Origin of the sequence: Shewanella sp. KT0246 (assembly GCF_019654955.1) — a bacterium.
Classification (GTDB): domain Bacteria; phylum Pseudomonadota; class Gammaproteobacteria; order Enterobacterales; family Shewanellaceae; genus Shewanella; species Shewanella goraebulensis.
In genome coordinates this window covers 75,680-101,823 of sequence record NZ_BPEV01000008.1, presented here as the reverse complement: position 1 = coordinate 101,823, position 26,144 = coordinate 75,680, and the positions used below count along the sequence as shown (strand labels likewise).

23 protein-coding genes are annotated in these 26,144 nt (G+C 40.7%); 13 read left to right on the top strand and 10 right to left on the bottom strand.

Annotated elements, in window-relative coordinates; genetic code table 11:
* Positions 1-47: 47 nt before the first annotated feature.
* The 3 genes from K5Q58_RS05725 to K5Q58_RS05715 all read right to left on the bottom strand — a co-directional run bounded on the left by K5Q58_RS05725 (position 48) and on the right by K5Q58_RS05715 (position 5,066).
* Positions 48-410 (bottom strand): DP-EP family protein, encoded by a 363-nt coding sequence (locus K5Q58_RS05725; protein ID WP_211030653.1) that lies wholly within the window; start codon positions 408-410, stop codon positions 48-50.
* Between the two features lie 14 nt (positions 411-424).
* Positions 425-3,682 carry a winged helix-turn-helix domain-containing protein gene (locus K5Q58_RS05720; protein WP_220752997.1) on the bottom strand — a complete coding sequence of 1,086 codons (3,258 nt, stop codon included), beginning with the start codon at positions 3,680-3,682 and terminating at the stop codon, positions 425-427.
* Positions 3,683-3,929: 247 nt separating this feature from the next.
* Entirely contained in the window at positions 3,930-5,066 is a 1,137-nt protein-coding gene (locus K5Q58_RS05715) for a phosphotransferase (protein ID WP_220752996.1), read from the bottom strand.
* A 206-nt stretch (positions 5,067-5,272) separates the two neighbouring features.
* On the opposite strand from K5Q58_RS05715, the gene K5Q58_RS05710 reads away from it, so the two are divergent.
* Positions 5,273-5,533: a DUF5062 family protein gene (locus tag K5Q58_RS05710; protein ID WP_220752995.1), complete on the top strand. Its 261-nt coding sequence runs from the start codon at positions 5,273-5,275 to the stop codon at positions 5,531-5,533.
* A 93-nt stretch (positions 5,534-5,626) separates the two neighbouring features.
* Here K5Q58_RS05710 and K5Q58_RS05705 read toward each other — a convergent pair whose 3' ends face one another.
* Positions 5,627-7,459 carry a mechanosensitive ion channel family protein gene (locus tag K5Q58_RS05705; RefSeq protein ID WP_220752994.1) on the bottom strand — a complete coding sequence of 611 codons (1,833 nt, stop codon included), beginning with the start codon at positions 7,457-7,459 and terminating at the stop codon, positions 5,627-5,629.
* A 404-nt stretch (positions 7,460-7,863) separates the two neighbouring features.
* Here K5Q58_RS05705 and K5Q58_RS05700 point away from each other — a divergent pair, with 404 nt between their 5' ends.
* The 3 genes from K5Q58_RS05700 to K5Q58_RS05690 all read left to right on the top strand — a co-directional run bounded on the left by K5Q58_RS05700 (position 7,864) and on the right by K5Q58_RS05690 (position 10,744).
* A complete protein-coding gene (locus K5Q58_RS05700; RefSeq protein WP_119967745.1) occupies positions 7,864-8,253 on the top strand; it encodes a DUF4345 domain-containing protein in 390 nt (129 codons plus the stop codon).
* 87 nt (positions 8,254-8,340) lie between these two features.
* The gene (locus K5Q58_RS05695; protein WP_220752993.1) at positions 8,341-9,873 is read left to right on the top strand and encodes an arylsulfatase; all 1,533 of its coding nucleotides are present in this window, start codon (positions 8,341-8,343) and stop codon (positions 9,871-9,873) included.
* A gap of 70 nt (positions 9,874-9,943) precedes the next feature.
* Positions 9,944-10,744, top strand: a complete 801-nt coding sequence (locus tag K5Q58_RS05690; RefSeq protein ID WP_220752992.1) for a hypothetical protein — start codon at positions 9,944-9,946, stop codon at positions 10,742-10,744.
* A gap of 81 nt (positions 10,745-10,825) precedes the next feature.
* Here the strand turns inward: K5Q58_RS05690 and K5Q58_RS05685 are convergent, their stop codons facing one another.
* Complete coding sequence (locus K5Q58_RS05685) at positions 10,826-11,356, bottom strand: GNAT family N-acetyltransferase (protein WP_065109719.1); 531 nt, start codon at positions 11,354-11,356, stop codon at positions 10,826-10,828.
* Positions 11,357-11,407: 51 nt separating this feature from the next.
* A complete protein-coding gene (locus K5Q58_RS05680; protein WP_220753031.1) occupies positions 11,408-11,854 on the bottom strand; it encodes a cold shock domain-containing protein in 447 nt (148 codons plus the stop codon).
* A 142-nt stretch (positions 11,855-11,996) separates the two neighbouring features.
* On the opposite strand from K5Q58_RS05680, the gene K5Q58_RS05675 reads away from it, so the two are divergent.
* The 6 genes from K5Q58_RS05675 to K5Q58_RS05650 all read left to right on the top strand — a co-directional run bounded on the left by K5Q58_RS05675 (position 11,997) and on the right by K5Q58_RS05650 (position 20,068).
* Positions 11,997-13,346: a M20 family metallopeptidase gene (locus tag K5Q58_RS05675; protein ID WP_220752991.1), complete on the top strand. Its 1,350-nt coding sequence runs from the start codon at positions 11,997-11,999 to the stop codon at positions 13,344-13,346.
* A gap of 103 nt (positions 13,347-13,449) precedes the next feature.
* Entirely contained in the window at positions 13,450-13,944 is a 495-nt protein-coding gene (locus K5Q58_RS05670) for a peptidylprolyl isomerase (RefSeq protein ID WP_055022815.1), read from the top strand.
* Between the two features lie 132 nt (positions 13,945-14,076).
* Entirely contained in the window at positions 14,077-14,868 is a 792-nt protein-coding gene (locus tag K5Q58_RS05665; RefSeq protein ID WP_259651249.1) for an EcsC family protein, read from the top strand.
* A 189-nt stretch (positions 14,869-15,057) separates the two neighbouring features.
* Positions 15,058-16,686, top strand: coding sequence for a VCBS repeat-containing protein (locus K5Q58_RS05660; protein WP_220752990.1), 1,629 nt, complete (start codon positions 15,058-15,060; stop codon positions 16,684-16,686).
* Positions 16,687-16,972: 286 nt separating this feature from the next.
* Positions 16,973-18,631: a hydroxylamine reductase gene (gene hcp, locus K5Q58_RS05655; protein WP_220752989.1), complete on the top strand. Its 1,659-nt coding sequence runs from the start codon at positions 16,973-16,975 to the stop codon at positions 18,629-18,631.
* 99 nt (positions 18,632-18,730) lie between these two features.
* Positions 18,731-20,068 (top strand): hybrid-cluster NAD(P)-dependent oxidoreductase, encoded by a 1,338-nt coding sequence (locus K5Q58_RS05650; RefSeq protein WP_259651248.1) that lies wholly within the window; start codon positions 18,731-18,733, stop codon positions 20,066-20,068.
* A 91-nt stretch (positions 20,069-20,159) separates the two neighbouring features.
* Here K5Q58_RS05650 and K5Q58_RS05645 read toward each other — a convergent pair whose 3' ends face one another.
* On the bottom strand, positions 20,160-20,486 hold the full coding sequence (locus K5Q58_RS05645; protein WP_220752988.1) for a DUF2956 domain-containing protein: 327 nt from the start codon (positions 20,484-20,486) through the stop codon (positions 20,160-20,162).
* Positions 20,487-20,644: 158 nt separating this feature from the next.
* Between K5Q58_RS05645 and K5Q58_RS05640 the strand changes: the two genes are divergently transcribed.
* Entirely contained in the window at positions 20,645-20,920 is a 276-nt protein-coding gene (locus tag K5Q58_RS05640; protein WP_220752987.1) for a YecH family protein, read from the top strand.
* A 126-nt stretch (positions 20,921-21,046) separates the two neighbouring features.
* On the opposite strand, the gene gltS is transcribed toward K5Q58_RS05640, so the two are convergent.
* Complete coding sequence (gltS, locus tag K5Q58_RS05635) at positions 21,047-22,270, bottom strand: sodium/glutamate symporter (RefSeq protein WP_220752986.1); 1,224 nt, start codon at positions 22,268-22,270, stop codon at positions 21,047-21,049.
* Positions 22,271-22,764: 494 nt separating this feature from the next.
* Entirely contained in the window at positions 22,765-22,974 is a 210-nt protein-coding gene (locus K5Q58_RS05630) for a molybdopterin-binding protein (RefSeq protein ID WP_102528454.1), read from the bottom strand.
* Between the two features lie 529 nt (positions 22,975-23,503).
* Here K5Q58_RS05630 and K5Q58_RS05625 point away from each other — a divergent pair.
* Together K5Q58_RS05625 and K5Q58_RS05620 are read left to right on the top strand one after the other, a co-directional pair.
* The gene (locus K5Q58_RS05625) at positions 23,504-24,715 is read left to right on the top strand and encodes a tetratricopeptide repeat protein (RefSeq protein WP_220752985.1); all 1,212 of its coding nucleotides are present in this window, start codon (positions 23,504-23,506) and stop codon (positions 24,713-24,715) included.
* A 78-nt stretch (positions 24,716-24,793) separates the two neighbouring features.
* Complete coding sequence (locus K5Q58_RS05620) at positions 24,794-24,961, top strand: hypothetical protein (RefSeq protein WP_220752984.1); 168 nt, start codon at positions 24,794-24,796, stop codon at positions 24,959-24,961.
* 87 nt (positions 24,962-25,048) lie between these two features.
* Here K5Q58_RS05620 and K5Q58_RS05615 read toward each other — a convergent pair whose 3' ends face one another.
* Positions 25,049-26,056 carry a class I SAM-dependent rRNA methyltransferase gene (locus tag K5Q58_RS05615; RefSeq protein ID WP_220752983.1) on the bottom strand — a complete coding sequence of 336 codons (1,008 nt, stop codon included), beginning with the start codon at positions 26,054-26,056 and terminating at the stop codon, positions 25,049-25,051.
* Between the last annotated feature and the right edge of the window lie 88 nt (positions 26,057-26,144).

Genomic DNA, 26,144 nt, shown 5'->3' with positions numbered 1-26,144 from the left:
TTAGCTATAACCTTTCGCTAACCTTCTGCATTAAGGTTATGAATTAATTAAACTTTTATGTTTATTACCTGAGGGTCTTTACTGATTAGCATCAAGGTGTTGTCTGTATTTGATAAAATAAATTGAAATGTGGTTTTACCAACCACCTTATCGAGATCCATTAACTGGATAATCTTTCCATCAGAACTCACCGTCACTGCATCAACAATACCATCGAATGGCGTATTGAATGCAGCACTAGTAAATTTCAAGCCTTTATTCGTATTATCATCAAGAATATAAGTAATTGTACTTGCTCCAGACACTTCGACGTTGCCTGTTTCATTACTGTAATCAAAAATAGGTACTTCATTTTTATCTAATGTAACAGTAACTGTTATGAATGTGGCTTTGCCGGTAGTATTTAACATAAGGACTCCAATAGTTAGTGAATGTTCATAAAATTAATGCCAGCATTTTTGACGATGCTAGTAAGGTTCTCATCCTTAGGATCTAACCTAAGGCAATGTAAGGCTTTTAAATAAGGGATTAGTATTTCTGGGCTTTTATTATTTTCGATTAATGGAGCAAGTCTATTTATAGATTGCTCACATGGAGATGGGTCTAATTTGTCGTGTTTAATGATTCCAGCAGTTGTATGTACTAATAACTGGCTTGAAGATAGTAAAGCTTTATAACTGACATCTTTTTGATATGTGATAGAAATTTCATGAAATAAGTCAGTTGCGATTGATGCATATTGATAGCTATCTTCGAACCTTTGTAATAGGTAAAAATGTCTAGCTGATGAGAGATGGTAAATAGCCCATATGTATCTGTTATTATTAGAAAGTTTTAATTGATTGTTTGAACTGAGCATTTCTGCAAGTTCTTCAACATCATGTTTAATTTTGTGATGGGTTTCTTTATCAACTAACTCTAGTAATCGAAATAGGGAGTTAAATCTATATATTTGCCAGTGTTCATTATTTGGGTCTTGGCTTATAGCTTTATTGATAGCGTTTAAACTTAGCTGTATGACATCAAAAGCTTGTTGTTTATGGTTTTGCAATCGAAGTAATTCAGAGTGAATTTTATAGCTAGCGAATAATCTATCTAATGCATAAGGGGTTAATTCTAAATTACTATTTAATAGCTCTGACTGTAGCCGTTTATGTATTTCTATTGCCGTGTGTAAATCTCCTTGTGATATGACCGCATTAGCTTGCCAAGATTGAGTGTCTGCAATATCCGCAACAAGCTGAATATTTTCGGGGTCTTTAGCTAAAGCAAGCTTTTTTAATGCAAGAGAGCGATTAAAAAAATCTAAAGCTGAAATAAAGTTCTGCTCTTCTATGTGTATAGAGCCCAATGAATTATTTGCGTAAGAAAACTCCATAATTGCTTCATTATTATCTGGTGCAATTTCATACATGGTTTGACTGTAAACTAAGTATTGTTCAAACCACGCTTTAGCAGCTTGCCAATCACTTTGATCGTAATCCAATTGTCCTAACCAAAATGCATTAGCGCCTAAAGTTTTGAGTAACTCGAAATGCTCAGGTTGTTCAATCAGTAATGCGGTGAGCTTTTCTCTCGATGCTAAAAGCGCATTTTGGGCTTCGGTGTTTTTACCCCGTGAATAGGCTACTTCACCCATGGCTTCGAGTGTTTGACCGTGTTGAAAACGGGACTCAAAACTCAAGCTGGTATCGCTAGGATTAGAGGCGTCACTGAAATACTCCAATGCTTTATTACTGATCCCATCAAGTAAGTCCATTCTGCCAATGCCGCGCATTTTGTCGGCGAAATCACCGACCATAAAACCCAGTAAATTTTCGGCTGCTTGGCGTTTTTGTAAAGCCATTTGCTCAGCCTCAAAACTGCGAACACTGGCAAGTATTGAGGTGATAGTGAGTAAAAATAGTAATGAGATGGTGAAGGTTTTTTGCCAACGCCTTACTTTTTCATGTTTGCTTGAGGCGTTAATGAGCTCTATTTCTTGAGGCTCTAAATCAAACAGTGGATTATCTTTTAGCAATTGTGCTTCACGCAGCGGTTTACCATCAGCCAGTAAGTAAGCATGATTTTTATTTTCTTGTACCCAACGGCTTGATAAATGGTGCAGCCGGCTTTTAATACGAATGCTTTGATTATGTTCTGCTATCCATGATGTGGCACGTGGCCATCTTCTTAGCAGTGCCTCGTGGGCAATGCTAAAGCTGGGTTCGCCATTTTGTAAATTGGATACGAATAAACGGCTGTTGATCATGGCTTGGGTGAGGGTTCGTTCCTCTTTAGTATGCAGCTGCGCCCAGCGGGCTGTTCGGCTGGTGATCGAGGTTTCGTCTTCCCGTAAGGTGACAAGTAGCGAAAACACATGGGGTAAACTGGCTTTTTGCTGTGGGGTAAGTTCTGCTATGGCATCTTCGGCATTTTTACCGATAGCCCCCTCAATACCCCCTAGTTTTTGGTAAACGCTGAACAATAGCTGATTGTCTTGGCTACGCTGCAAGTACAGTGCTTGCAACATGTATTGCAACATGGGCAGCGCATCTGGGTTACTAGCAGCTTCGGCACATAAAATTTCATCTAATGGGGTGGCAGTGTCAGGATCGCTGCTCCACGTTAAGTTGGCTGCTACGGCAGGTAAGCGGATCATTTGCAGTAATTCGCTACGGGTAGGCGGTGATAAGTCAAAATGCGCACCACGGCCTTTGCCTGTCATTAAGCTGGGATATGCCACGAGTAATGGGTAAAACTCATTTCGACAGGCACTGAGCACCAACACACAGCCTGAATTAGCAAGCTGCTCCAATATATTTACAAATGCATTGCGCTGCTCTTGGCTGAACAAAGGTGATGACAATAAGATTTCGAGTCTATCGATAAATAGCGCAAAGTGGGTGTGCAATTGTTGGTTCGATTTAATGGCTTGCTTACATTGCTGAACGATGGCTTGTGGCTCAGTAATGAGCCTGTGGGATAAAGAGTCGGCGCTGTCACCATCAAATACAGGGATATCATTGATTTCCCAGTCGAGCATTATGCCTGCGAGTTCGATGAATAATTTCGATTTAGCCACATCTGCAAAATCGAGGCTACCGTAAGTCGCCACATGAACACCGTTGTAACCAGAACCGACCATTAAGTTGGGAATGATCCCGGCATTAATTAACGATGACTTGCCACTGCCGCTAGGGCCCAGTAATAAACAAAAGCCGCGACCAAATTTTACTTGCTGGCTTATCCGCTCTAGTAACACACTGATTTGTTTACTGCGGCCAAAGAAGACTTGTGAATATTGTTCTGAGTAGGCTTGAAGCCCAGGAAATGGAGAACCTGATTGCCATTGTTGTTGCTCGGCTACGGTTTCATGACCAATAGGAAAATTGACGTCTGCAATGGTGCGATAGCCACGTTTACGTATGGTTTCGATATAACGTGGCGAGGTGGCCTTGTCATCGAAAGCGCGGCGTAATTGGTTAATAATTTTATGAAGTGGATTGTCGCCAATGTCGGAGTCGGGCCAGCAATCGTTGACGATATCATCGCTACTGAGTACTTCGCCGCTGCGCTCGCATAACAAGATCAGCACGTCCATTGCTTTGGGTTCAAGCTGTTTGGTTTTTTTACCGAATTTTAGGCTATTACTGTTGGGGTCAACCTGCCACTCACCAAAGAAAAAAATCTCTTTCTTCATTGTTACATTCCATCGAAAAATCAGCGCGTTGCATCATGCATTCGGTACTAGCTAACCGCGAGTGCGTTTCATTAGCATTTAGTTATATCAATTAATGGGTAGAGATGTAACCACTTAAAGTGTGAATACTTGTATAAATATCAATCAAACCTGTAATGGTTGTCATGTTAAGAGATGTAACTCTTGATTCAATAAATGCTGCAGGACTATCTTTTGAGGGTAAAAGTCGTTATCTGGGCGGGTACTGTTATATTCCGGTTAGCGAATCGAGTGCTTGGGACGTTAATGCCTCTGTGTAGGGATTAATTTTCTGATGAACTGGACTCCACCCCTTAATAAAGCGTTGAAAATCAGCCCATGCGAAGGCGTATAGCGGTCGCCAATTGTGCTGCACTTGCTCAGCATCAATATCAGGCTGATAGTCGGCAAGGCTGATGGTTAATGCGGCAAAGTATTCGTCTAAATAGGCGTTAATTTGGGCTTCGCTTTCGGTAAATGACATTACGCTGCTGAGAAACAATGCCACATCTTTCATGCCGCAACCTTTACCTATGTATTGAAAGTCGACAGCTGCAGCGTGTTGGTGATTCTCACTAAAACAGAAGTTAGCTAATTTGGCATCACCATGGATCAATGTTTGATACTGGCAATCACTAAGGGCTTTATCTAGCAAAGGCGCAGCGGTTTTTAAACGTAAATCAGTCAGTGCTTCGAGCTCATCAGGGCGAGTGTTTAGGTGCCAATATCCACCCTGTGACCACAAGTCTGGATATTGCAGTGATTGCTCACTTTTTTTGGTATTTGAACCGACTTGATTGATGAACATGTACTTACCGTGAAAGTGTCCAAGCCAGTTAAGGCAGGCTGAAATTGCCGTGCTATCAGCTATTTTTAGTACCTGATTAAACCCAAGTGTGTGTAGGTCTTCTAAAATCAGTAGGGTTTCGTGGTCGCTTTGCTCGACGAATAAACAGCGGGGAACGGGGCTGATAGCTTTACTGTTTGGCATTTTAAAAGCTGAAGGGTCAAGCGTGCTTTCGCCAAGCGCATAACAATTGAGTGAGGTTAGCTTATTGGCATAATGTTGATACCAACTGACTTCGACTTGGTAAGATTTAAGCTTACGCTGGTGGGATAAACTAGTATTCCACCCCTTAGGGTGAGCGGTTCCACTGGAGGTGTGATGAGCATTACTGTGTGGCAATTTTATGTGTTTAACAATCACCGATGGAGTATTAGCTCCCGACAAATAAGCCCTAAACAGTTCACCGTACCCGCTCCAAAGTGATTGGATTAACTCTACTTTAATGACTTGTTTGGCATTAAGTTGTCGCTTTATGGTGTCGATAACCGATGGCGCGATTTGAAGAGGGGCGGTGTTCATTTAATTATATTGGCCTTAGTTTGTCGATTAATGCTGTGTCATTGGGTTTTGTCAGTGTAGTCTGAGAATTGTATGGTTAAGCGCTGAACAAATGAATGAATAAATGCCTGATTAAGTGAATTAGTTCTCAAGTCTTAAGATATACCCATTGAGTTTTAAAGTAATTAGCGTAGTTTTAACTGATTGAAACCTGACTGGAGTTGAAGATGAAACCAGGCAAAAATGATAATAAATTGCTTAAGTTAGCAATGGAGATTGGCGAAGGATACGCCAAAAAAAGAGGTTTTAAAGACTTTGGCATTGGGATTTCGCCAAAAGATAAAGTGGAATGTATCTATCGTTTATTGGTACAAGATGGACTAATACAAGCCTTGGCCGAAGATAAAGATGATGGGCCTAACCGAAAGCACAAACTGGTACTGTGGATAAGTAAGCAGCTTCCGCCAGAGCATCCATTAATGAACTAGCGCTGTGATATATGATGACAATCCCGCATTGTCATCATAAAAATAAAAAGCCAAGCGATTGCTTGGCTTTTGTTATTTTACTTAAGCTGCAAATTAAGACTTCGCTTCGATTTCATTTTCTATCTCTAATTCTTCAGGTGATTTCAGCACATCTTTTGGTTTCGTCACGCTGCCAACGGGCGGATAAGCGACACTGTCTTTAAATTTATCTCGGGTGTCTTCGCTGTAATTAGGGAACGGCAATGCTTCTTCATCAATTAATTGGCGAATGGTTTGCTCAGCGCGCTGCTGCACCTCAATATCGGCAGGCACGGCATTATTTAACACCACATTTTGACCAATTGGGGCAATATGAATATCGAGTTCTTTCATAATATTCAGCAAATGAAAATTTAAGTCTTCGGCAATGCCAAAGTACTCGTTGATATCACCAGTATCAATGTAGGCATTCACGTTCACTACAAAAGCATCGCGCTCGATAGCAAGAAAACGTGCTCGCTGGGCAACCTCTAACACTCTTGGATGTGACAGTAATAACTTACGCAACTCCATTAATAGCATTTGTAATTGCTCTTTGGTGGTGTCGAGGCTGATGCGTAAATCGTGTTTATAACGGCGGCGATCAATCACTGAGAAGTTTTCTAATTCTTGCGATGAAAATACCGAGTTGGGAATATGCACCACGGTGCGATCGAGTTTACGAATGCGGGTTGAGCGTAAGCCGATTTCTTCGACTACACCTAATGTGGCGCCAAAGCGACAGAAGTCGCCAGGTTTAATCGGGCGGGCAGCATATAAGGTTAAAGCGCCAAATACGTTTTCTAGTGGTTTTTGGGCTGCTAGTGCAATGGCTAAACTGCCAACACCCAGACCTGTCAAAATGGTTGCCATGTTGTAGCCCGAGCTTTCAAACCACATCAATGCGATAACGACAACGATGACCATTTTTAATATCGCGACCATAGGGCGGAGTAAGGCGACGCTATAGCTTTTATCTTGGTCATGAAGTTGCTTTGATTTATAAGCAGAATAAAGCTCAACCAAACCGAGTATTAATATGGTGTTGGCAAGGTATAACAAGGTGCTGTTATCAAACCAAACTCTCGCCCTCACAGATAACCCCAGTGCGAGTGCTGCATACTGTAATAACGATAAGTATAAAAACCAGCGCAAGCTGCGACCGCAAAAACGGGTAACCCCAGCAATAGCAGACTCGAAATGCTTAGCGATATTCATTGCTGCAAGACTAATAAGGCCGGTACCAATCCAGCCAAACAATATACTTAACCCCAAAATAAGCAGTTGCCAGTTTTCCATGTGAAAAAGGCTGAATTCAGGTAAGAAGTTCGCCAAAGCCTCGATTTGTGGACTGTATCCATACTCATTCCAAAGCTCAGGAATTTTAGCCACTGTGGCATTGGAAATCTTCCAGATTTTGCCCCCTTTTCCATCAGGGACATGCTGCATATAAACAGGAACAGGGCCTGTATTGGTTTCTAATACACCAAGTAAGTCTCGATAACTGGGCAGTTTGTCATTTACATGACCTGTTGGTTGGTCACTGATTTGTGACAAATCAATGATGTTTTGTTTATTCCAAAGAATCGACAGCTTACGCAATAATTCGGGGCCATCTTCGGGGGTAATGCCTTTGGGAAGATAACGTAAATCAACAAACTCGGCAGCGGCTTGCCAGTCATTCTCTTCTATGGCTTGACCTATGGCGATTAAGGCGGTCAACGGCGTTTCGCCATCTCTAGCCATGATTAAGCCACCTTGGGCTTCGGTGATGGCTTCGCTGCGCTTTTCAGCTTCAGCGACTTTTTTTAGGTTGATATCATCTGCAGCAGTAACAGAAAAGACACTACATTGAATACTGAGCACAAATAAGATTGAGAAAATTTTACGCCAATGGTGTCGTCCCATGAATATGTTCCTAAAAGCCCAGTTTCTGTATCAAATATATGCGTTTTAGCGGCAGACTGCCAGAACGATTTATCATATTTTTCACAAAGTTACTCAACCTGTTTAACTTAAGTGTTTATGACTAAAAAGAGAGAAAATTGATTAGCAGTTGAAGATAATGACAGCGTTATAAGGTGCCGTTTCCATTACTGTCATGCTAAGGGCTTTCGATTGTTGCGTATTTAATTTTCGGAATAATTTTTAGCTGAATTTGAAAATTGATTAATGTTGCCTACACTCAATATTAGCTAGTTAAAATAGTAAACAAAGCATAGGTTTAAATCGATTGGAAAACCTATCTCATCAAGGGTTGGAGCATGGATTGATGCCAACTGTTAATACTAAAATGACAAGGAAGTGTAACGATGACATCCCCACAAATTTTTTTACTCGTCACCGCTGTTGGTTTAACTCCTATCGCATTATCTTATGGTTTCTCACCGTCTACCTCGTTGTCTTTCCTTTTTAATATTGACGCCACACCTGTCAATGTCACTCATATTTTTCGAGCTGTTATGGGACTTTACTTTGCCTTAGCCACTTTTTGGGTCGTAGGCGCTTTTGTACAAAAAATCAGGCTGCCAGCTTTATATAGTCTCGTTGTGTTTATGGTGGGTTTAGGGCTGGGTCGTTTATTGAGTTTAGTTTTAGATGGAATGCCGCATTGGTTACTAGTGGTTTATATGTTGCTTGAAGCAGGCTTTGCTGTCGTGGGAATACTCATGATTAATAAATGCCAAAAAGAGGCAGTTTAAGGATTGATCTCGTTTATTAAAATTTACTTCTAAGCTGCTCCAATAGCTTATTAATTCGGATTAACGTGTTTGAAAAAGGAATTCACTATGAAACAAAAAGGTGCAATGAGCGTATGGTCTATTTGCCGTATCCCAGTGATAACGTTGTTTACTTTGGTGAGCATGAATTTCAGTGTCAACGCAGCCACTGATAAACCTAATATATTCGTTATTTTTACTGATGATATTGGTATTTCAAATTTAAGCGCTTATCACAATGGTGTGATGAGTAGTGATACCCCCAACATTGATAGTATCGCCGAAAAAGGGATTCTAATGACGGATTATTATGCTCAACCGTCATGTACAGCGGGACGCTCCGCGTTTATTACAGGGCAGCTACCAGTTAGAACCGGAATGCATACCGTCGGTTTACCTGGCGGTCCAGTCGGGCTTAATGCCAACACGCCAACCCTTCCTGAGATCCTCAAATCCATGGGCTACATGACAGGCCAATTTGGTAAGAATCATTTAGGTGACAGAGATGAGTTTTTACCCACAATGCATGGATTCGATGAATATTGGGGCTGGTTGTATCACTTAAATGCTATGGAATATACCGAAGACCCTGATTGGCCTAAAGATGCAGATTTTCAATCTTTTGCGCCACGCAATGTGATCCATGCTAAGTCAACGGGCAAAGGTAAACAGTCTATTAAAGATGATGGCCCATTATCTATCGAGCGTATGCGCACCTTAGATGATGAAGTCAATAAACACACCATTGATTTTATTGAGCGTGCGGTAAAAGCCGATAAGCCCTTTTTTACTTGGTATTGCCCATCTCGAGGACATGTTTGGACTCATTTATCACCAAAGTATGAAGAAATGCTCGGTAAAAATGGTTGGGGCTTACAAGAAGTCGTGATGAAGGATTTAGATGATCATGTGGGGGAAATGTTGGCCAAAATGGAAGAGTTAGGTATTGCTGATAACACCATCATCGTTTTCACTGCCGATAATGGCCCTGAGATCATGACTTGGCCTGATGGTGGAATGACGCCGTTTCATGGTGAAAAAGGCACAACTTGGGAAGGTGGTGTACGAGCACCGATGCTAATTAGCTGGCCTGAAAAAATCAAAGCAGGACAAGTGTTAAATGGCATGTTTGATGGTATGGACTTTTTACCAACCTTAGTGGCTGCAGCGGGTGGCCCCAGCGACCTTAAAAGCAAAATGCTTAAAGGACACAAAGGATTTAAAGCGCACTTAGATGGTTATAACCAATTAGATATGTTGACTAAAGGTGCGGCTTCAAAACGGAATGAAATTTTCTACTATGAGCGAGATAAGCTACAAGCAGTGCGAGTCGGGGATTGGAAAGCTCACTTTGTGGTACAGAATAATGGTTGGGCTGGTGCTAAAGAAGAATTAAATGCGCCATTATTATTCAATTTACGTCGTGACCCTTACGAACGTGCCGCAGAAGAGTCTGGCATGTATTTAAAGTGGATGGGACAGAAAATGTGGGCATTTGGCCCTGCCCAAGCTGCCGTGCAGCAGCATCTTGAAACCTTTAAAAAGTGGCCTCCAATGACTGCAGATACAGGTGCTGTAAATAATGGTGGTGTCGGTAACTGATTTTTTGCTTTAACGCGTCGCTTCGAGCCTTTGCCCAAGGCTTACTATGGAATTCAACAAGGAAGGTTTTATGAAACTAAGTCCAGCATTGTTAGTAGTTTTTAACGCGTTTTTGTTCACTATTGTCGGTGTTACAAGCCATAAAGTGTTAGCAGAGGGGCAAGGTAATTCCATTAATGTTCCCGCTTGGCAAAATAGTTTTGAAATCTATGGGATGGCGTTGAATATCCGCGGCGATACGAGCCTAAACGACCAAAACCTGGAGGTAAATGTCGACCCTAAGTTTATATTGGATACCCTGGAAATGACTGCCATGGTTCGCTTTGAGAGTATCTATGATAATCAATGGGGATATTATATCGACTACAGCTTCATGAAGCTAAATGGCGAAACGAATAACGTCTTGGATAATACTAATAACTTGGTATTGAAGGGGGATATTGATATTCGCCAAGGGGTACTAGAGGCCAAAGGATTTAAGCGTTATGACTATGGTGATAGCACGTTAGATTATATGGTTGGCTTACGTTGGTGGGATAACGATATCGATATGCAACTGTATCGTAAAGACAATAATGCCATATTCAGTGACATTAACTTTGAAGATGATTGGATTGACTTTGTGGTTGGTGTGCGCTGGATAAAACCGATAAATCAAGATTGGTTATTTTACATTAGTGCTGATGCAGGGATGGGTAGTGATACTGATTTTACTACCGCTATTCAATCTGGCGCACGGTATCAAATTAACTCATGGTCTGATTTGAATTTGGCTTATAAATCCACTTGGGTTGATTACGATAATCAAGATAACTTTGCTTATGATACGGCATCGCAAGGCTTTCTAATCGGTTGGGCAGCGTATTTTTAGCCTTAGCTGACGATAATGAGTTGGATGTATAAAGGGCGCCCTAATAGAAGTCGTTGGCGCCTTTTTTGTGCCTTCATCTCATTAATTTGCTGGTAGTGGATTACCTTTTAACGAGATTGCGTATCTCAGTAAGGTAAAGCCTTCATCTTCATATTGTCTGATAAACGTCATGCCTAACTTTTTAATGATGTTGACTGACCCAAGATTAACGTCCACCACTTCGCCGTAGACGATATCTAAATCCATGTGCTGCTTTGCAAACTCAATACAGGCTTGATTTGCCTCAGTGGCATAGCCCTTTCCCCAAAAGTCTTGATGTAAACGGTAGCCGATATCGATAGCATTTATTCGCGAGTCATTTTTAAAACCACAAAAACCAATGACTTGATTTGTGGCTTTATGGACTACAGCCCAACGGGCAAAGCCGAACTTTTTATATTCCGCTAACCATATCTCTTGGATAATATTTTCAGCATCTTTTAGCGTGTTACATAAGCCAGCATCGCCAGTGTAGCGAGTGACTTCTTCTGAATTAAACTCAAGCACAGCTTTTGCGTCGCCAAGATTAAATTCACGAATGATTAGGCGGTCAGTTTCAGTGATTATTGTCATTATTATCCCTTAGAAAGTTGGATTGGCGAGCGCTCATTACAGTTCTAATGTTTACAAGCGACCACTTTCAGTACTAGATTCTGACGCATTACTTATGTCGTAATAAGCTTGATAAGCAAAACGACCGATTGCGATGACAATTAAAATGATAATAATCCGGCTCATGGTGCCTGAAGCCGTGGTCGCCTTGTGCATTTTTATCGGGCCTCTCTTTTTAGCCGGCCTGTGTTGAGACGATTTTTGGTTGTTATTAGCTCGGTTGGTTTGCTTTGACTGAACTTTAGTATCCACGCCTACAATATTCACATTGATAGCTTTAATTTTTCCGTCAGCTTGCTGCTCTACAACATATTCAATTTGATCGTCAACAATGGGCTTTCTAGCCATATGTTTAAGGGTTGAGATATGAATAAACACGTCTTTGCCACCCTTATCAGGCTCGATAAACCCGAAGCCTTTACTGCCATTCCAGCGAACTAATCGACCTGTTTCCTTCATCACTCGTATTATTTCCCTTTGAAAGATTTATTGTTTTATACACATTATAAAATTCACTAAGCCTATGCTAGGTTATTAACAGAGCATAATAAATTGTTTTTATCTGCGGCTTAGACATCTAGCTATTCACAAGGAAGATAACATGAAATTACCAGCACGCTTTGCTGCTATACCCGTATCATTGTCAGTCACACTGGCTTTAGCCACAGCATTAAGCAGCACCTCACTTTATGCAGAAAACTTTGATGCTTCAGTGATGAAGTCTATGCCCAAACTTGAAGCGCTCTATACTCATTTGCATCAATTTCCAGAGTTGTCTTATCAAGAAAAAAACACCAGCGCCAGAATGGCTAAAGAGCTATCAGAGCTTGGTTTTGACGTGACTGATAACTTTGGTGGCTACGGTGTGGTAGGCATTTATAAAAATGGTTCGGGGCCAACGGTTATGATCCGTGCAGATATTGATGGGCTACCAATTATTGAACAAACAGGTAAATCTTATGCTTCAAAAGTCACTACGGTTGATGAACATAATAATACCGTTGGGATCATGCATGGTTGCGGTCATGACATCCATATGACCAGCTTTATTGGTGCAGCAGAACAACTGATGAAACATAAATCAGATTGGAAAGGCACATTAATGATGGTAGCTCAGCCCGCAGAAGAAGTCGGTGGTGGAGCAAAAGCCATGCTAAAACAAGGCCTGTTTAGCAAATTTCCCACTCCAGATAGTGTGATTGGTTTACATGTGAGTGCAGGGATTCCCGCAGGCAAAGTAGGCGTAGTAAGCGGTTATGCGCTTGCCAATGTTGATTCTGTGGATATTACCATTAAAGGTAAAGGTGGCCATGGGGCGTATCCTCATCTTACGATCGATCCCGTGGTAATCGCAGCAAGAACAGTATTAGCACTGCAAACCATTCCAAGTCGTGAAGTATCTCCCCTTGAGCCCAATGTGGTCACGGTTGGCTCAATTCATGGTGGTTCTAAGCACAATATTATCTCTAATGAAGTCAAACTGCAGTTAACGCTGCGCTCGTACAATCCTGAAGTAAGGGAGCAGCAAATAGCGGCAATTAAACGCATTACCAAAGGGATTGCGTTAAGTGCAGGCTTACCTGAAGAGCTGGCACCTGAAGTGTATGTGCATGACGATGAAACGATTCCATCAACCTATAATGAGCCGCAATTAGCTGCAAAAGTACAAGCCAGTATTGAAACTGAAATTGGTAAAGACAATGTGGTTATCGCGCCGCCAGTCATGGCTGGCGAAGATTTTGGGTTGTACGGCCGCACTGAGCAAAATGTGCCGATTACCCTATTTTGGTTGGGGGGGGTAGAGCCCCAAAAGTATCAGGCGAGTCTAGATTCTGGTGAGCCATTACCTTCATTGCATTCGAGCCAATTTGCGCCAGATTATCCACTTACGATTAAAACTGGCGTGCGAACGATGACCCGCACCGCAATGGATTTATTCAATGGTAAATAGCATTTAAAATAGCGAGAAGATAACTCACGCTGATGATGTCACGCTATAATAGCCGTTATCATAGGGGTGACGTCATCCCTTATTTAACTTAGGTATGAGCAATATGATTACGTTTACGACTAACTTGGGTGATATTTGCATTGAGCTTGATATGGAAAAAGCGCCAGTCAGTTCAAAGAACTTCTTACAGTATTGTAAAGATGGCTTTTATGAGCACACGATTTTTCATCGCGTGATCAAAGGCTTTATGATCCAAGGTGGCGGATTTACTGCCAAAATGAAAGAAAAACCGACTCGCGATCCGATTGTAAACGAAGCTAATCGTGGTTTAAGCAATGTATTAGGCACCATTGCAATGGCGAGAACCGATGCGCCGCATTCAGCTACTGGGCAGTTTTTTATTAATGTTGCTGACAATACCTTTTTAGATCATACCGCTACGACCAATAATGGTTGGGGTTACGCGGTATTTGGTAAAGTGATTGCTGGTATTGAAGTGGTAAAAGAAATTGAAAAGGCAAAGACAGCCACTATTGCAGGGCACGATGATGTTCCTAAAACGCCTATTATCATTGAAAAAGTCACGATAGAAGAGTAAGGCTTGTTTGGCTGAGTGAGCATTGCCTTAGCTTTTCTGAAAGCATGTATCGAAAGCATACGCCTTCGATACATTTTTTATTTCAATATCATTGTGCTAGCGCCGAACGAACAAATATAAAAGGAAGCTCATTTGAGCCTTACACCACAAGATAAGCTGCAGCTTGCTCAAGCAAAACAGTTACTCGATAACCCAGGACTTGCGGCTAAGATGACCGACTTTATTGGTACGCCAATCGAGAAAGGTTTTGCTATGCTGCCGAAAACCGTGAGTGAGGGGATTGGCAAGGTTACGCAAGCGGCGTTGATGAAAGCATCAAGTGCAGCGTTATTTACCATGAAAGATGTACCGGGCGAGCAATCATCTGATCGATGGCACAAATTAGGTGTGGCAGTGAGTGGGGGCGTTGGCGGCTTTTTTGGCTTATCAGCATTGGCACTGGAGCTGCCTATTTCAACGACTATTATGCTGCGATCCATTGCTGATGTTGCTCGCAGTGAAGGCGAACAGCTCACCGATGTGCAAACTCAATTAGCTTGTCTTGAGGTTTTTGCACTGGGTGGTGAGTCTAATGACGATGATCAAGCTGAAAAAGGCTACTTTGCGGTGCGAACCGTTATTGCAAATTCACTGGCTGAAGCTGCTGAGTACGTTGCTACAAAAGGAATTAGTAAAGAGGCTGGCCCTGCCATGGTGAAATTAGTGGCAGTGATTGCAGAACGATTTGGGGTGCAAGTCACTCAAAAAATGGCAGCGCAGGCAGTACCTGCAATTGGCGCAGCTGGTGGAGCAATCATTAATACTTTGTTTATTGATCATTTCCAAGACATGGCAAGAGGCCATTTTATTGTGCGGCGATTAGAGCGATCGTATGGTGAAGATCAAGTGAGATTAGCTTATGACAATTTACTGATTGAAGGTTAAAACACGTTAAAAAGCACTTCAGCATTAACTTCTGTAATGACCAACAGCTTGGAACTCACTCCTTTCTTAACTCCATAATTAACTCGTAACAATTAAACTGTGTGAACTTTCATCAAGACTCGTTATCTTAATAACATAAGCAATCATTAATGTTGACGTTATTAAAAAATCAAAGGATACGATTTCAGGATGAATTTATTTAATCGAGCCAGTTTGAATACGCTACTGGTAAGTTGCACAGGTCTATTGTTAGCTGCTCACTGTCAATCTATCGCTGCTGAAACCTCGTTTACTCCTCAATTTACCGCACATCATATTGATGCTGATTTTGAGCTAACTCAAGGCATAGTGAGTGCCAACATTCTTGAGCATCAAGGCAATGAATTAATTGCTGTAGGTGTTGATGATAATCACGAACGCTGGTTAGCTATTTATGGTTTTGAGAATGAGGCATTAGTGCAGCTTGATAAATTAATGCTCTCAAAAGATATATATAGCTTTGATATTAATGAGCTAGAACCAGCTAAGGTCTCAGGTTCTAATCAAGCTGAAGTACTTACTCAACAACTCTTTTTCGTTACCGATAATGCCTTACTGCAATATTCACCAGCGCAAAAAAAGCTCTTAGTATCAACGACTGAACCTGATGAGGAATTAGACTCCGTTGATGTCATGCCCAACCAAGGTTCGCTTAAAAAAGTGGCAGATATTCAGTCTATTTCAGTGACGACGCAAGCCGATTATATTTCTCGCGGTAATTTCGTGATTGATATTAACAATGATGATATTGCAGATATTCTTATCAGTGACTTTAGAGAAACGGCTGTGCTATTAGGCCAAGCTAATGGTGGATTTATCCAACAATCTTTACCTCTCCTTCCTGTGGTTGAGCTTAAAAATAATGGGGCAGAATATAGTCATGCCAAGCTGTATCACAGTGATATGAACTTTGATCAGCGCGATGACATCATTAAGGTTGGTGAAGGCTCACTTGAAGTCTATTACCAACAAGAAGATGGGCAGTTTTCTGAAATCGCAGAGTTTATCTCAGTCAGCCAGCCGATCAGTGGTGTTGATTGGTGGAATAAACGTGATGCCTATGGCGAGAATTTAGATCAAAGTGATTTGCTCTACCGTAAGGTTGAGCGCATCGGTGATGTGAATGGCGATGGCATCAGCGATCTGGTTGTGCGCTATACCAAAAGCTCAGGTGTGTTAGACAGGGTTAATGATTACGAAATTTACCTAGGCAGTAATAATAACGGCCAGTTAAGTTTTCCTCGAGAAGCAAATACCATCATTAAAGCGGATGGCACGCTAACAGGCTTACGTTTTGAAGATCTTGATAATGATGAAGTTGATGAAGTGATTGTCGCAGGCTTTGATATTGGGCTGACACAAATCGTCAGTGCATTACTTTCAGGCAGCATTGATCAAGATGTGCATATTTTTAAGATGAATGATGCCAGTTTGTTTGCAGACAAAGCCAATGTCAGTAAGGAAGTTGAATTAAGCTTTAGTTTAACCTCTGGCCAAAGTGGTGAGCCAGTGGTTGCCTTAGCCGATATTAATGGTGACGGTTTTAAAGAGCTATTATTGTCAGACGATAATGAAGAACTGGATATTTACTATGGTCAAGCAGGTAGCGAGCCTTTTAAAAAACGCGCCGAAGAATGGTCTGTAACTATCCCTGTTGAAGGAGCCATGTTATCAGCTGTGGATATTAATGCCGACGGTAAAGATGATTTATTGCTTAAATTTGGCAGACAAGATCCTGAAAACCTACAGCGCCGCTTTAGCGTGTTAATCGCCAATTAATGCCGATTTTTCATTCTAGCTTTTAAACAAAATAGCCAGCTGTAATGCTGGCTATTTTATTGGTCGTGATTCAAACCTTTATCGATTTAGTGGTGCTTGTTTAAGCTAATGATAAGCTTACTTTTTGCCTGAAACTGTCGTTATATTAGGTTTTACTGAAAGTGATCAACCTCAAATAAATAGATAAAGATCGTAAAAATCGGTTTTGCTTTTCGATGATGAGCGTAAACTAATCTTAAACATGTAAATTAAATGCATGATTAAAGTCATCATCAGGAGAAAGGCAATGTTCTGTATTCAATGTGAGCAAACAGTTCGAACCCCAGCAGGCAATGGTTGTAGTTATTCACAAGGTATGTGCGGTAAGTTAGCATCAACGTCGGACCTTCAAGATCTTCTTATCTATATGCTACAAGGCGTATCTGCATATGCTGTAAAAGCGCGTGAATTTAATATTATCAATGCTGAAATTGATACCTTTGTGCCTAAAGCATTCTTTGCCACGTTAACTAACGTGAACTTCGATGATGAACGTTTAATGGATTACGCCTATCAGGCGCAAGATTACCGTAACGAATTAAAAGCGGCTTACGAGCAAGCGTGTGCCGACAATGGCGTAGAGCCTGAAGCTGTTATTGCACAAGGTTCACTAAACCTTGCTGCTTCAAAACCTGAAATGTTAGATCAGGCGCCATTAGCACTGCCTAACCGTGGTGATGTGCATGAAGATATCCTTGGTCTTCGTTTATTATGTTTATACGGCCTTAAAGGCGCAGCAGCTTATATGGAACATGCGCGCGTATTAGAACAAACAGATGCTGACGTTGCTGGCGAGTTCCATCAAATTATGTCTTTCCTTGGTGAAGATTCAGTTGATGGCGATAAACTATTTGGCACAGCGATGGAGATTGGCCAACTAAACTACCGCGTGATGGCGATGCTTGATGAAGGTGAAACCAGCGCATTTGGTCACCCTGAGCCAACTGAAGTCAATACTAAGTCGGTTAAAGGTAAAGCGATTTTAGTGTCTGGTCATGACATGAAAGATCTTGAGCTTATCTTGCAACAAACTGAAGGTAAGGGCATTAACGTGTTTACTCACGGCGAAATGCTACCGGCTTTAGCTTATCCAGAATTTAAAAAGTATCCGCACCTTGTAGGCAACTACGGCAGCGCATGGCAAAACCAGCAGCGTGAATTCGGTACTTTCCCAGGCGCTGTTGTGATGACATCTAACTGTATTATCGACCCTAACGTGGGCGAATACTCAGACCGCATCTTTACGCGTAGCATTGTTGGTTGGCCTGGGGTGACTCACGTTGAAGGTGAAGACTTCAGCGAAGTGATTGATAAAGCATTAGAGCTTGAAGGATTCACTTATGATGAAATCCCTCACAAGATCACTATTGGTTTTGCTCGTAATGCCTTAATGGAAGCTGCACCTACAGTGGTTGAAAATGTGAAAAATGGTTCAATTAAGCATTTCTTCTTAATCGGTGGTTGTGACGGTGACAAATCAGAGCGTAGTTACTTTACTGACCTTGCTAAATCAGTGCCTGACGACACCATTATCCTGACACTTGGTTGTGGTAAGTACAAGTTCAACAAACTTGAGTTTGGCGACATTAATGGGATTCCTCGCTTATTAGATGTGGGTCAGTGTAACGATGCTTACTCTGCTATTCAGTTAGCATTAGCACTGAAAGATATCTTTGAATGTGACATCAATGAACTACCATTAAGCCTTGTTTTATCTTGGTTTGAGCAAAAAGCGATTGTGGTATTACTGACGTTACTATCACTTGGTGTTAAAAACATCCGTACCGGTCCGACGCCGCCAGCTTTCTTAACTGAAAACTTGGCAAAAGTGTTAGAAGATCAATTCGGTTTACGTAATACCACTGATGTTGCATCAGATCTTCAAGCAATGATTAAGGCCGCTTAATCAGCTGTATACGGTGATATAGGCTATCAGCTTGTATCACCGATTATTCCTCAGTTTACATCTCTAGTTATTTATCATTGACTCAGTGAAAGGTGCCCTATGAGCTCATCAGGATTTTCATTTTCAGCAGCGCTCTCCTCAGTGCAATCAGCTTCTGCTCAATCTGCTTCTAAAAATGAAAAGGCAGAGACAATAGAGAAAGCCATTGATAAGCCAAAAACGTTAACTAAGCCAACTTCAGGCTTTTCCATGTCGGGTGCGCTAGCAAATGTGGCTGCCAAGGCTGAAAGTCATGCTGAAGCTAAAGTCAGTGCTAATACTGAGTCGAGTGCTATATCGAATGGGAAAGACCAAGCGTTATTAAGTGCTGACGATTGGCAGCGTGGTGATATCAAACTTCGCTGTGTTGAGAAATGGCATGAAACCCATGATGTGATCAGTTTTCGATTTCAAGGATTAACGCCTGTTAAATTTAATTACAAGCCAGGCCAATTCATTACTTTTAAGTTAGACATTGATGGTGAAATAGTCTATCGCAGTTACACCATGTCATCTTCACCTTCTAGACCTTTCTCAATCGTGGTGACGGTTAAACGGATTGTAGGCGGCAAAGTATCTAACTTTGTAGCAGACAAAGTGAATGAAGGCGATGTAGTCACTGTGATGGGCCCTGATGGCGCATTTAACCTTGTGGATATTACTGCAGATAAGTATTTATTCTTAAGTGCAGGCAGCGGTATCACCCCTATGTATTCTATGTCTCGCTGGTTGCTAGATGCCAGAGTCGGTAGTGATATTGGCTTTGTACACAGTGCGCGCAGTAATGACGATATTATTTTTGCTGATGGATTAAGTTCAATGGCGCATAGAAGCGCTAAGTTTAATTTAAATTACCTATTAGAATCGGCACCAGAGCTTGCAGAAGGTGTTAACCATACTGGCTGCGATAGCAGAATGTTGGGTCGTTTCGATATTGAAAAGCTTGGATTGTTAATCCCTGACTTTAAGCAAAGAACCATTTTTGTATGTGGACCAGAGCCTTACATGGTTGCAGTTAAATCTTTGCTTGAAACAAGCGGTTTTGACATGGAAAACTTTCATCAAGAAAGCTTTGGCGGCGCTGCGAAACCTAGCGCTGTTATGAGTGATGCAAGTAGCGATATGAGTGGTAGAGAAAGCGCTCAGTTTATGCTTAACATCGCTGATAAAAACATCCCATTATCGGCTGAGAATACCTTATTAGATGGTATTGAATCTGAAGGGTTACCCATTATTGCGGCGTGTAGAAGCGGTGTATGCGGTGCATGTAAGTGCCAAGTGACTTCAGGAACAACTGAGTCCACGAGTACGATGACATTGACCGAAGATGAAATTGCCGCGGGTTATGTATTAGCATGCTCAACTAAAATCACTTCAGACGTGACGTTAAAAATGTAGTGCTTAATACGTACCTTGCTGATAAGCAGATAAACAAAAAAGTCAGCAACAGCTGACTTTTTTATTGGTTAATTCAAATGAAAAACTGTGATTATGAGCCGTTTAATAAAGCGTAGCTTAAAAATCCTAGCCAGCTTGCGACCAGTAATATCCAGGGGAACTTAGGTGATGAGGTCGGTGCTTCAGCATTGAACTCTATTTCATTGTTTTCTTGTCGTGACTTAGCTTTCAAATCTTGTTTACGCTGTTTATCACGACCGCGCGCTTTCGCTTTTTGTTGTTTTTTGTATTCCGCAATGCCTTTCTCAATACCTTGGGCAATCAGCTTAGTTTGCTCTTTGGTTTGCGAAGGTTTTTGAGTGGCTTTAGCGACTTTCATTGCTTCATTTTGGGTTTCTTGGGAAATATTTTTCGCCATTACTGCCTTCTGTCACGGTGTTTAATTCTAACTACACTATACCGAATCTTAACGATGAAGATAAATTGTAGATTAATTTTTGTTAAACCATGAGCTATCGCACGAGTGGGCACGCCGCTTTATCGTAAAATGGATTTTTCAATATAAGGAATCGTTAAATGTCTGACTCTATTCATGGTCGTAATGTTATTAAGTTGATGAAGGCACAGAATACGCCACAACCACATCAGCAATGGCTTGCTCTTATGGCGCAGGAATTTGGCGAGAATGCACAATTTCATACTTGTCGTGCAAGCGATATGACGGGTGCACAATTGGTTGATTTGTTTATCAGCAATGGCCGTTTAACTGAAACAGAAGCTGGCTTTCAAATTAATCAGTGTGGCCACTGTGCTGGTAAAGAGCACGGTGAAGAAGGCCACTCACACGATTAATGGCTGAATAAAGCCAGTTAATCTTGCAGTAGCGACTCTTACTAGAGTTGCACCGCTAAATAATAAAAATGCCAGTCGATGACTGGCATTTTTGTATTCATTATTTGGAAGTCACTTTATAGCGTTTTAACCAATCACGCTTAAATAGCCCTGCAAGATAATAGCGTTAACGATATCAATGAAGAATGCGCCAACAATTGGTACCACCATAAAGGCTTGTGGTGAAGGGCCTGTTCTTGATACTAATGCACCCATATTCATAACCGCAGTCGGGGTTGCACCCATACCGAAGCCGCAATGACCGCCAGCCATGACTGCTGCATCATAATTACTGCCCATTAACCTGAAAGTGACAAAGTAAGCAAAAAATGCCAGCACAATACCTTGAGTCAATAAGATGATTAATAGCGGTATTGCAAGGTCAAAAATTTCCCAGAGCTTTAAGTTCATTAATGCCATTGATAAGAATAAAGCTAATGAAACAGTACCGAGAATATCTACACACTCGCTATTAATCTTAAACCCACGGGTCATCTCTGTTGCATTGGTAATAACTACACCGATGAATAATGCATAAACAAATTCAGGCATTTTTAGCCAGCCAATGTCCATCACCGAGACGAACTTACCGAACCATTTAGCGCCAGCAACACACAGTAGTAGTACAAATAAGACTTCTAAAATCTTCTTAGCGGTGACGCGATCTTCTTCTAACTGATCGTAAGTGACAAGATCTGGGTGGTCTTTGTGGTGATTGCCACCAATGCCGTAAGAAGAAACTAAGTTGTTTTTATTAATCAACCTCTGAGCTACAGGTCCACCAATAATGCCGCCCATGACTAAACCGAAGGTCGCGGCTGCCATAGCAAATTCAAGGGTGTTAATGCCATAATTTTCTTGGAATGTTTGTGCCCAAGCTGCGCCAGTACCGTGTCCACCAGATAGCGTAATAGACCCTGCTATCAAGCCCATAATAGGTTCTAGTCCTAGTGCTGTGGCTAAACTGACCCCTACAGCATTCTGGATAATGATATAAAGCGAGGCAATACCGAGAAAAAGGAAGACTTTACTGCCACCTTTTAAAAGTAATTTATAGCTTGCAGCTAAACCGACCGTACTGAAAAACATCAACATTAAGGTATTTTGCATAGATAAAGAGAATTCTATGCTGATGTTGTTGAAGTGCAAGACGGTGATAAAGCCAGCGACAATAAGCCCACCGACAATGGGTTCAGGGATATTATATTTTCTGAAAGCGGCTAAGTGACGATTGACCGAATGGCCGATAAATAAAACTAAAATCGCGATGAGAAACGATTCGAGTTCTCCAATAGAATAGACTGTATTCATGAAACTCCTATGGGGTAGCAATAAAAATGTTACGCACTGCTACAGCGCATCACCATATGGTATGCCTTTATTTATGACTTAATTGATTAGTTATGCTGATTATAGATTAAGAGGAGGCTAAATATAATGATAACGGAGTTAATTGGAGGATTAACAAGCTGGAAAAGGCTCAAATTAACATGGCATTAATGTCATTGGTGAGGATGTTAAACTCATGGATACAAATGTAGAGCACTTGCTTGTTGCTTGTTACGGGGCTGATGGGCGTAGATTCTGCGTAAGAAATGGATTTGCTTAGTAGTCTTGTATATTGAGATTATTAGTTTTTATCTTTATAAAAATAGATAGTTATTAAGGTACTAGTGGTTTCGACTTATGAACTTTATACAGACTATTCATGGCATAAAAAAATGGAACCGGATAATGACCCGAGTTCCACTTTATATTTATCTGTAGCATGTTGTGTAAACCTGCTACTGACAAAGACCGTAAAATTAGTCTACTGCTACCATCACATTGCTTGCTTTGATAATTGCGTAAGCATTGCCACCAACAACTAATCCTAGTTGCTCACAAGATTTTTTTGTCACAACTGAAGTGATTTCTACACCTTGAGCAAGCTCGATTACCACTTCGTTGTTCACTGAACCTTCTTCAATAGAAAGAATTTTGCCAACAAGTGAGTTGCGTGCACTGATTTTCATAATTTGTAATCTCCAGTTAATAAACTTATACATAATATTGATGTATGTTGCTAATCTATATTATAAACAATCATTTGCAATGATATTGAAGCTTAATTGCTACTTGTTTAGTGATCATTTTAAAGATTTGAGTGCTGTATCTCAATTTGAGTCACAAAAGCATAGTTTATCTTGCACATTTAAAGTCATTCATAAGTAGTAAATATAAATTAAATTAATCATTTAAATATAATTTCTTACTGCTTTGATGATTAAAAATACCTCATTGGTTGTATCTAAAATGAGTTAAAACAAGCTGGGATATATAGTGCTTTAAATGACTATTTACGTGTATGAGGAAACAATGGTAAAGCTATCAGAATAATTATTATGATGATTTATATTTTAGAATCAATCTATTAAATCTGCTTCCTTAATGGATAATCATTCTCAGTAGATTTCTAAATAAATTACATGCTAACTTAACGGTTGTGCTTGTTTGTTAAGCAAACTAATGGACAGAGTCGATCTTTTATATGTAGGGAATGTTATGCCAAGGATGTTGCAAAATACTGGATTGAGTCAGTTTTTAGAAAAGAAAATCACCCCGAATATTTTAAGTTTACTAGCTGGTTTGTGCCTTGTTGTTAGTGGCTGTAGTTCAACTCAAAAAAAAACCGCATCTGAAATCCCACTGCCGGAGACGGGTTCGTACTTTATTAACGCTAAAGAGTTTGTAGATATTCCTTCTATTGCAAGTTTATCAAGTTTGCTGCCGGAGCAAAAAGATGAGCTCAATGCGTTTATTGCCAGAGATAGTATTAAAAACTTACCGAAACGAAACCAAGTTGTTGAGTTTATCCAATACAAAATGGTTAATTTCAATTATGAAGGCTTAAACTATAACACCTCACAAGCGTGGCAAAATAAGTCAGGAAACTGTATGGCACTGGCAATGTTGACCTATGGTGTTGCCAAGTATTTAGATGTAAGAGCTGTGTTTCAAGTGGTTCACTCTGCACCGTTATTGACTCATATTTCTAATGATTTAGTGGTGTCGTCAGATCATGTGCGTACTTTTTTATATGAAACCGATGCGGGCGGTGTTTATGTAAATAACAGTGACTTTATCGTGATTGATTACTTCCCTGATAGAAATGACAGAACAGGTGGTGTGGTTTCAGATAATGAGTTTTTAGCGATGTTTTACCGTAATTTAGCTGCTGACGCATTGTTAAATGAAGATTTGTTATTGTCATATGCCTTGCTTGAGAAAGGCCTTTCACTCGCGCCAAAGTACACCCCATTAATTAATATGATGGCGATTGTTCATCGACGAGTGGGTGATTTTCAAACGGCGGAAGATTTCTATTTATACGGATTACACTTCGAGAGTAACTCACTGACATTGCTGAGTAATTATAGTTATTCTCTCATAAAAGATGACAGAGTTAGTGAGGCTACAGCGATTAACCAGCAGTTATTAGAGCTTGAAAATGAAAGTCCTTACGGCTGGTATTCGATGGGTATTGAGGCGTTAAGGCTTCAAGAGTACTCAACAGCAGAGATTTACTTTAAAAAGTTTATTAAAAATACGCCTTATTATCACCAAGCTTATTATGAGTTGGCTAAAGCGCAAAGTGCACAAGGCAAGATTTTAAGCGCTAAAAACACCCTAAAACAAGCTCTAGATTTGACCTCAATGGATGATAATCAACAAAAGTATCTGGCTAAACTTAATTGGTTAAAGCAAGGTAGGTAATGGTTTTCATGGGGTTGTATTGATGGCAGGTAAGTACATTTAAACTTATCTTAGATTTGTTAAATAAGGATGTTTACCATGTTCAGTCAATTATTTATTTTTATTATTGGTGTTTTAAGTTTAGTGCTAGGCCTTAAAGAAGGTGATTATCTTTGGGCTTTTTGTGGGTTAATAATGACCCTTTCAGGGATTAACCTTATATATAACCTGAAAACAGGCAAAAATATATGGGATAAATCTAACTGATAAAAAGCGACTTTCAATAGTAAAGACTCAATAAAAAAGCCACATAGCGTGGCTTTATTCTTTTGAGACTAAGGTTTGAGCCAAGGTTTAGGCTAAGGTTAACGCCACTATTTTAAGTGGGTGGTTATCATCGAAAGAAGGGAAATCTTCATGGCAATGAATCCACTCTAATGACGATACTTTACGTCCTTGTTTTTCGACACAGCGCACTAAGCTATTTAACCAAGCTTCACGTTCAACTTTGGCTACGTTGTTACAGCAAACAATAGTACCGCCATCCTTAGTTGCTAACATGGCTGGTTTAAATAAGCCTTGGTAATCATTGATTAAGTCAACAGTGCCAAAAGGGCTTTTAGCAAAACGTGGAGGATCTAAGAAGACTAAATCAAATTGTGTTGCTGCAAGTTTTGGATACTTAGGTAGTTTTTGACCGCGGCGACCACCTACTTTAAGCCCTGCTAACTGTCTGAGTGCAGGAAAAGCATCACTTTGAATGAATTCACATACCTCAGAGACATCATTTAGTTCGGCATTCTTTTTACCTGCAGCGAGTGCAAATGATGAAAAATCAACGTTAACGACTCGACTAGCACCGCCCATAGCTGCTGCTGTTCCAATGCCACAAGTGTAGGAAAACAAATTCAATACAGTTTTACCTTGGCTATTGGCGCGAACAAATTCACGACCTATACGCATATCTAGAAACAGTAACGGATCTTGTCCTTCATGACGCAATTTAGAAGTAAATTTAATGCCATTCTCTTGGATGACTTGTTCTGTGCAAGCAAACTCGTGATGTTCGCTGTGAAGGTTATTTTCAATGCGAGAGTTACGTTTAGCGCGATCGTTATAAATAACCGGTAAGTCATTGAGCTTAGTTAATACAGAGCTGACTTCTTCAAGCTGATCTTCAGTTAACGTTTGATGAAATGTCTGAATAAGCCAAGCATTGCCATATCTATCAATGTTTAACCCATTTTCGCCTTCAACCGTGCCGTGGAAAATACGGAAACAATCGGTGTTATTGAGTTCAGCATTAGCCAGAAACTCCGCCCGTTGAGTTATAGCTTGGGTGAGTGAAGACTGCAAAGACATAGATAAGTGCTCAAAGAGAAAAGAATCAATCGCTAATTATATCAAGCTTAATGGCCGCTGTGGGTAAAAGCGTGATAAAAAGCTTGGG

Coding starts and splice junctions, on each gene's coding strand:
- K5Q58_RS05715 (WP_220752996.1), bottom strand. CDS start 5,066: ATGAACACCGCCCCTCTTCAAATCGCGCCATCGGTTATCGACACCATA.
- K5Q58_RS05645 (WP_220752988.1), bottom strand. CDS start 20,486: ATGGCGAAAAATATTTCCCAAGAAACCCAAAATGAAGCAATGAAAGTC.
- K5Q58_RS05670 (WP_055022815.1), top strand. CDS start 13,450: ATGATTACGTTTACGACTAACTTGGGTGATATTTGCATTGAGCTTGAT.
- K5Q58_RS05640 (WP_220752987.1), top strand. CDS start 20,645: ATGTCTGACTCTATTCATGGTCGTAATGTTATTAAGTTGATGAAGGCA.
- K5Q58_RS05660 (WP_220752990.1), top strand. CDS start 15,058: ATGAATTTATTTAATCGAGCCAGTTTGAATACGCTACTGGTAAGTTGC.
- K5Q58_RS05725 (WP_211030653.1), bottom strand. CDS start 410: ATGTTAAATACTACCGGCAAAGCCACATTCATAACAGTTACTGTTACA.
- K5Q58_RS05680 (WP_220753031.1), bottom strand. CDS start 11,854: ATGAAGGAAACAGGTCGATTAGTTCGCTGGAATGGCAGTAAAGGCTTC.
- K5Q58_RS05685 (WP_065109719.1), bottom strand. CDS start 11,356: ATGACAATAATCACTGAAACTGACCGCCTAATCATTCGTGAATTTAAT.
- hcp (WP_220752989.1), top strand. CDS start 16,973: ATGTTCTGTATTCAATGTGAGCAAACAGTTCGAACCCCAGCAGGCAAT.
- K5Q58_RS05705 (WP_220752994.1), bottom strand. CDS start 7,459: ATGGGACGACACCATTGGCGTAAAATTTTCTCAATCTTATTTGTGCTC.
- K5Q58_RS05675 (WP_220752991.1), top strand. CDS start 11,997: ATGAAATTACCAGCACGCTTTGCTGCTATACCCGTATCATTGTCAGTC.
- K5Q58_RS05700 (WP_119967745.1), top strand. CDS start 7,864: ATGACATCCCCACAAATTTTTTTACTCGTCACCGCTGTTGGTTTAACT.
- K5Q58_RS05620 (WP_220752984.1), top strand. CDS start 24,794: ATGTTCAGTCAATTATTTATTTTTATTATTGGTGTTTTAAGTTTAGTG.
- K5Q58_RS05615 (WP_220752983.1), bottom strand. CDS start 26,056: ATGTCTTTGCAGTCTTCACTCACCCAAGCTATAACTCAACGGGCGGAG.
- K5Q58_RS05625 (WP_220752985.1), top strand. CDS start 23,504: ATGCCAAGGATGTTGCAAAATACTGGATTGAGTCAGTTTTTAGAAAAG.
- K5Q58_RS05710 (WP_220752995.1), top strand. CDS start 5,273: ATGAAACCAGGCAAAAATGATAATAAATTGCTTAAGTTAGCAATGGAG.
- K5Q58_RS05650 (WP_259651248.1), top strand. CDS start 18,731: ATGAGCTCATCAGGATTTTCATTTTCAGCAGCGCTCTCCTCAGTGCAA.
- K5Q58_RS05690 (WP_220752992.1), top strand. CDS start 9,944: ATGAAACTAAGTCCAGCATTGTTAGTAGTTTTTAACGCGTTTTTGTTC.
- gltS (WP_220752986.1), bottom strand. CDS start 22,270: ATGAATACAGTCTATTCTATTGGAGAACTCGAATCGTTTCTCATCGCG.
- K5Q58_RS05630 (WP_102528454.1), bottom strand. CDS start 22,974: ATGAAAATCAGTGCACGCAACTCACTTGTTGGCAAAATTCTTTCTATT.
- K5Q58_RS05720 (WP_220752997.1), bottom strand. CDS start 3,682: ATGAAGAAAGAGATTTTTTTCTTTGGTGAGTGGCAGGTTGACCCCAAC.
- K5Q58_RS05695 (WP_220752993.1), top strand. CDS start 8,341: ATGAAACAAAAAGGTGCAATGAGCGTATGGTCTATTTGCCGTATCCCA.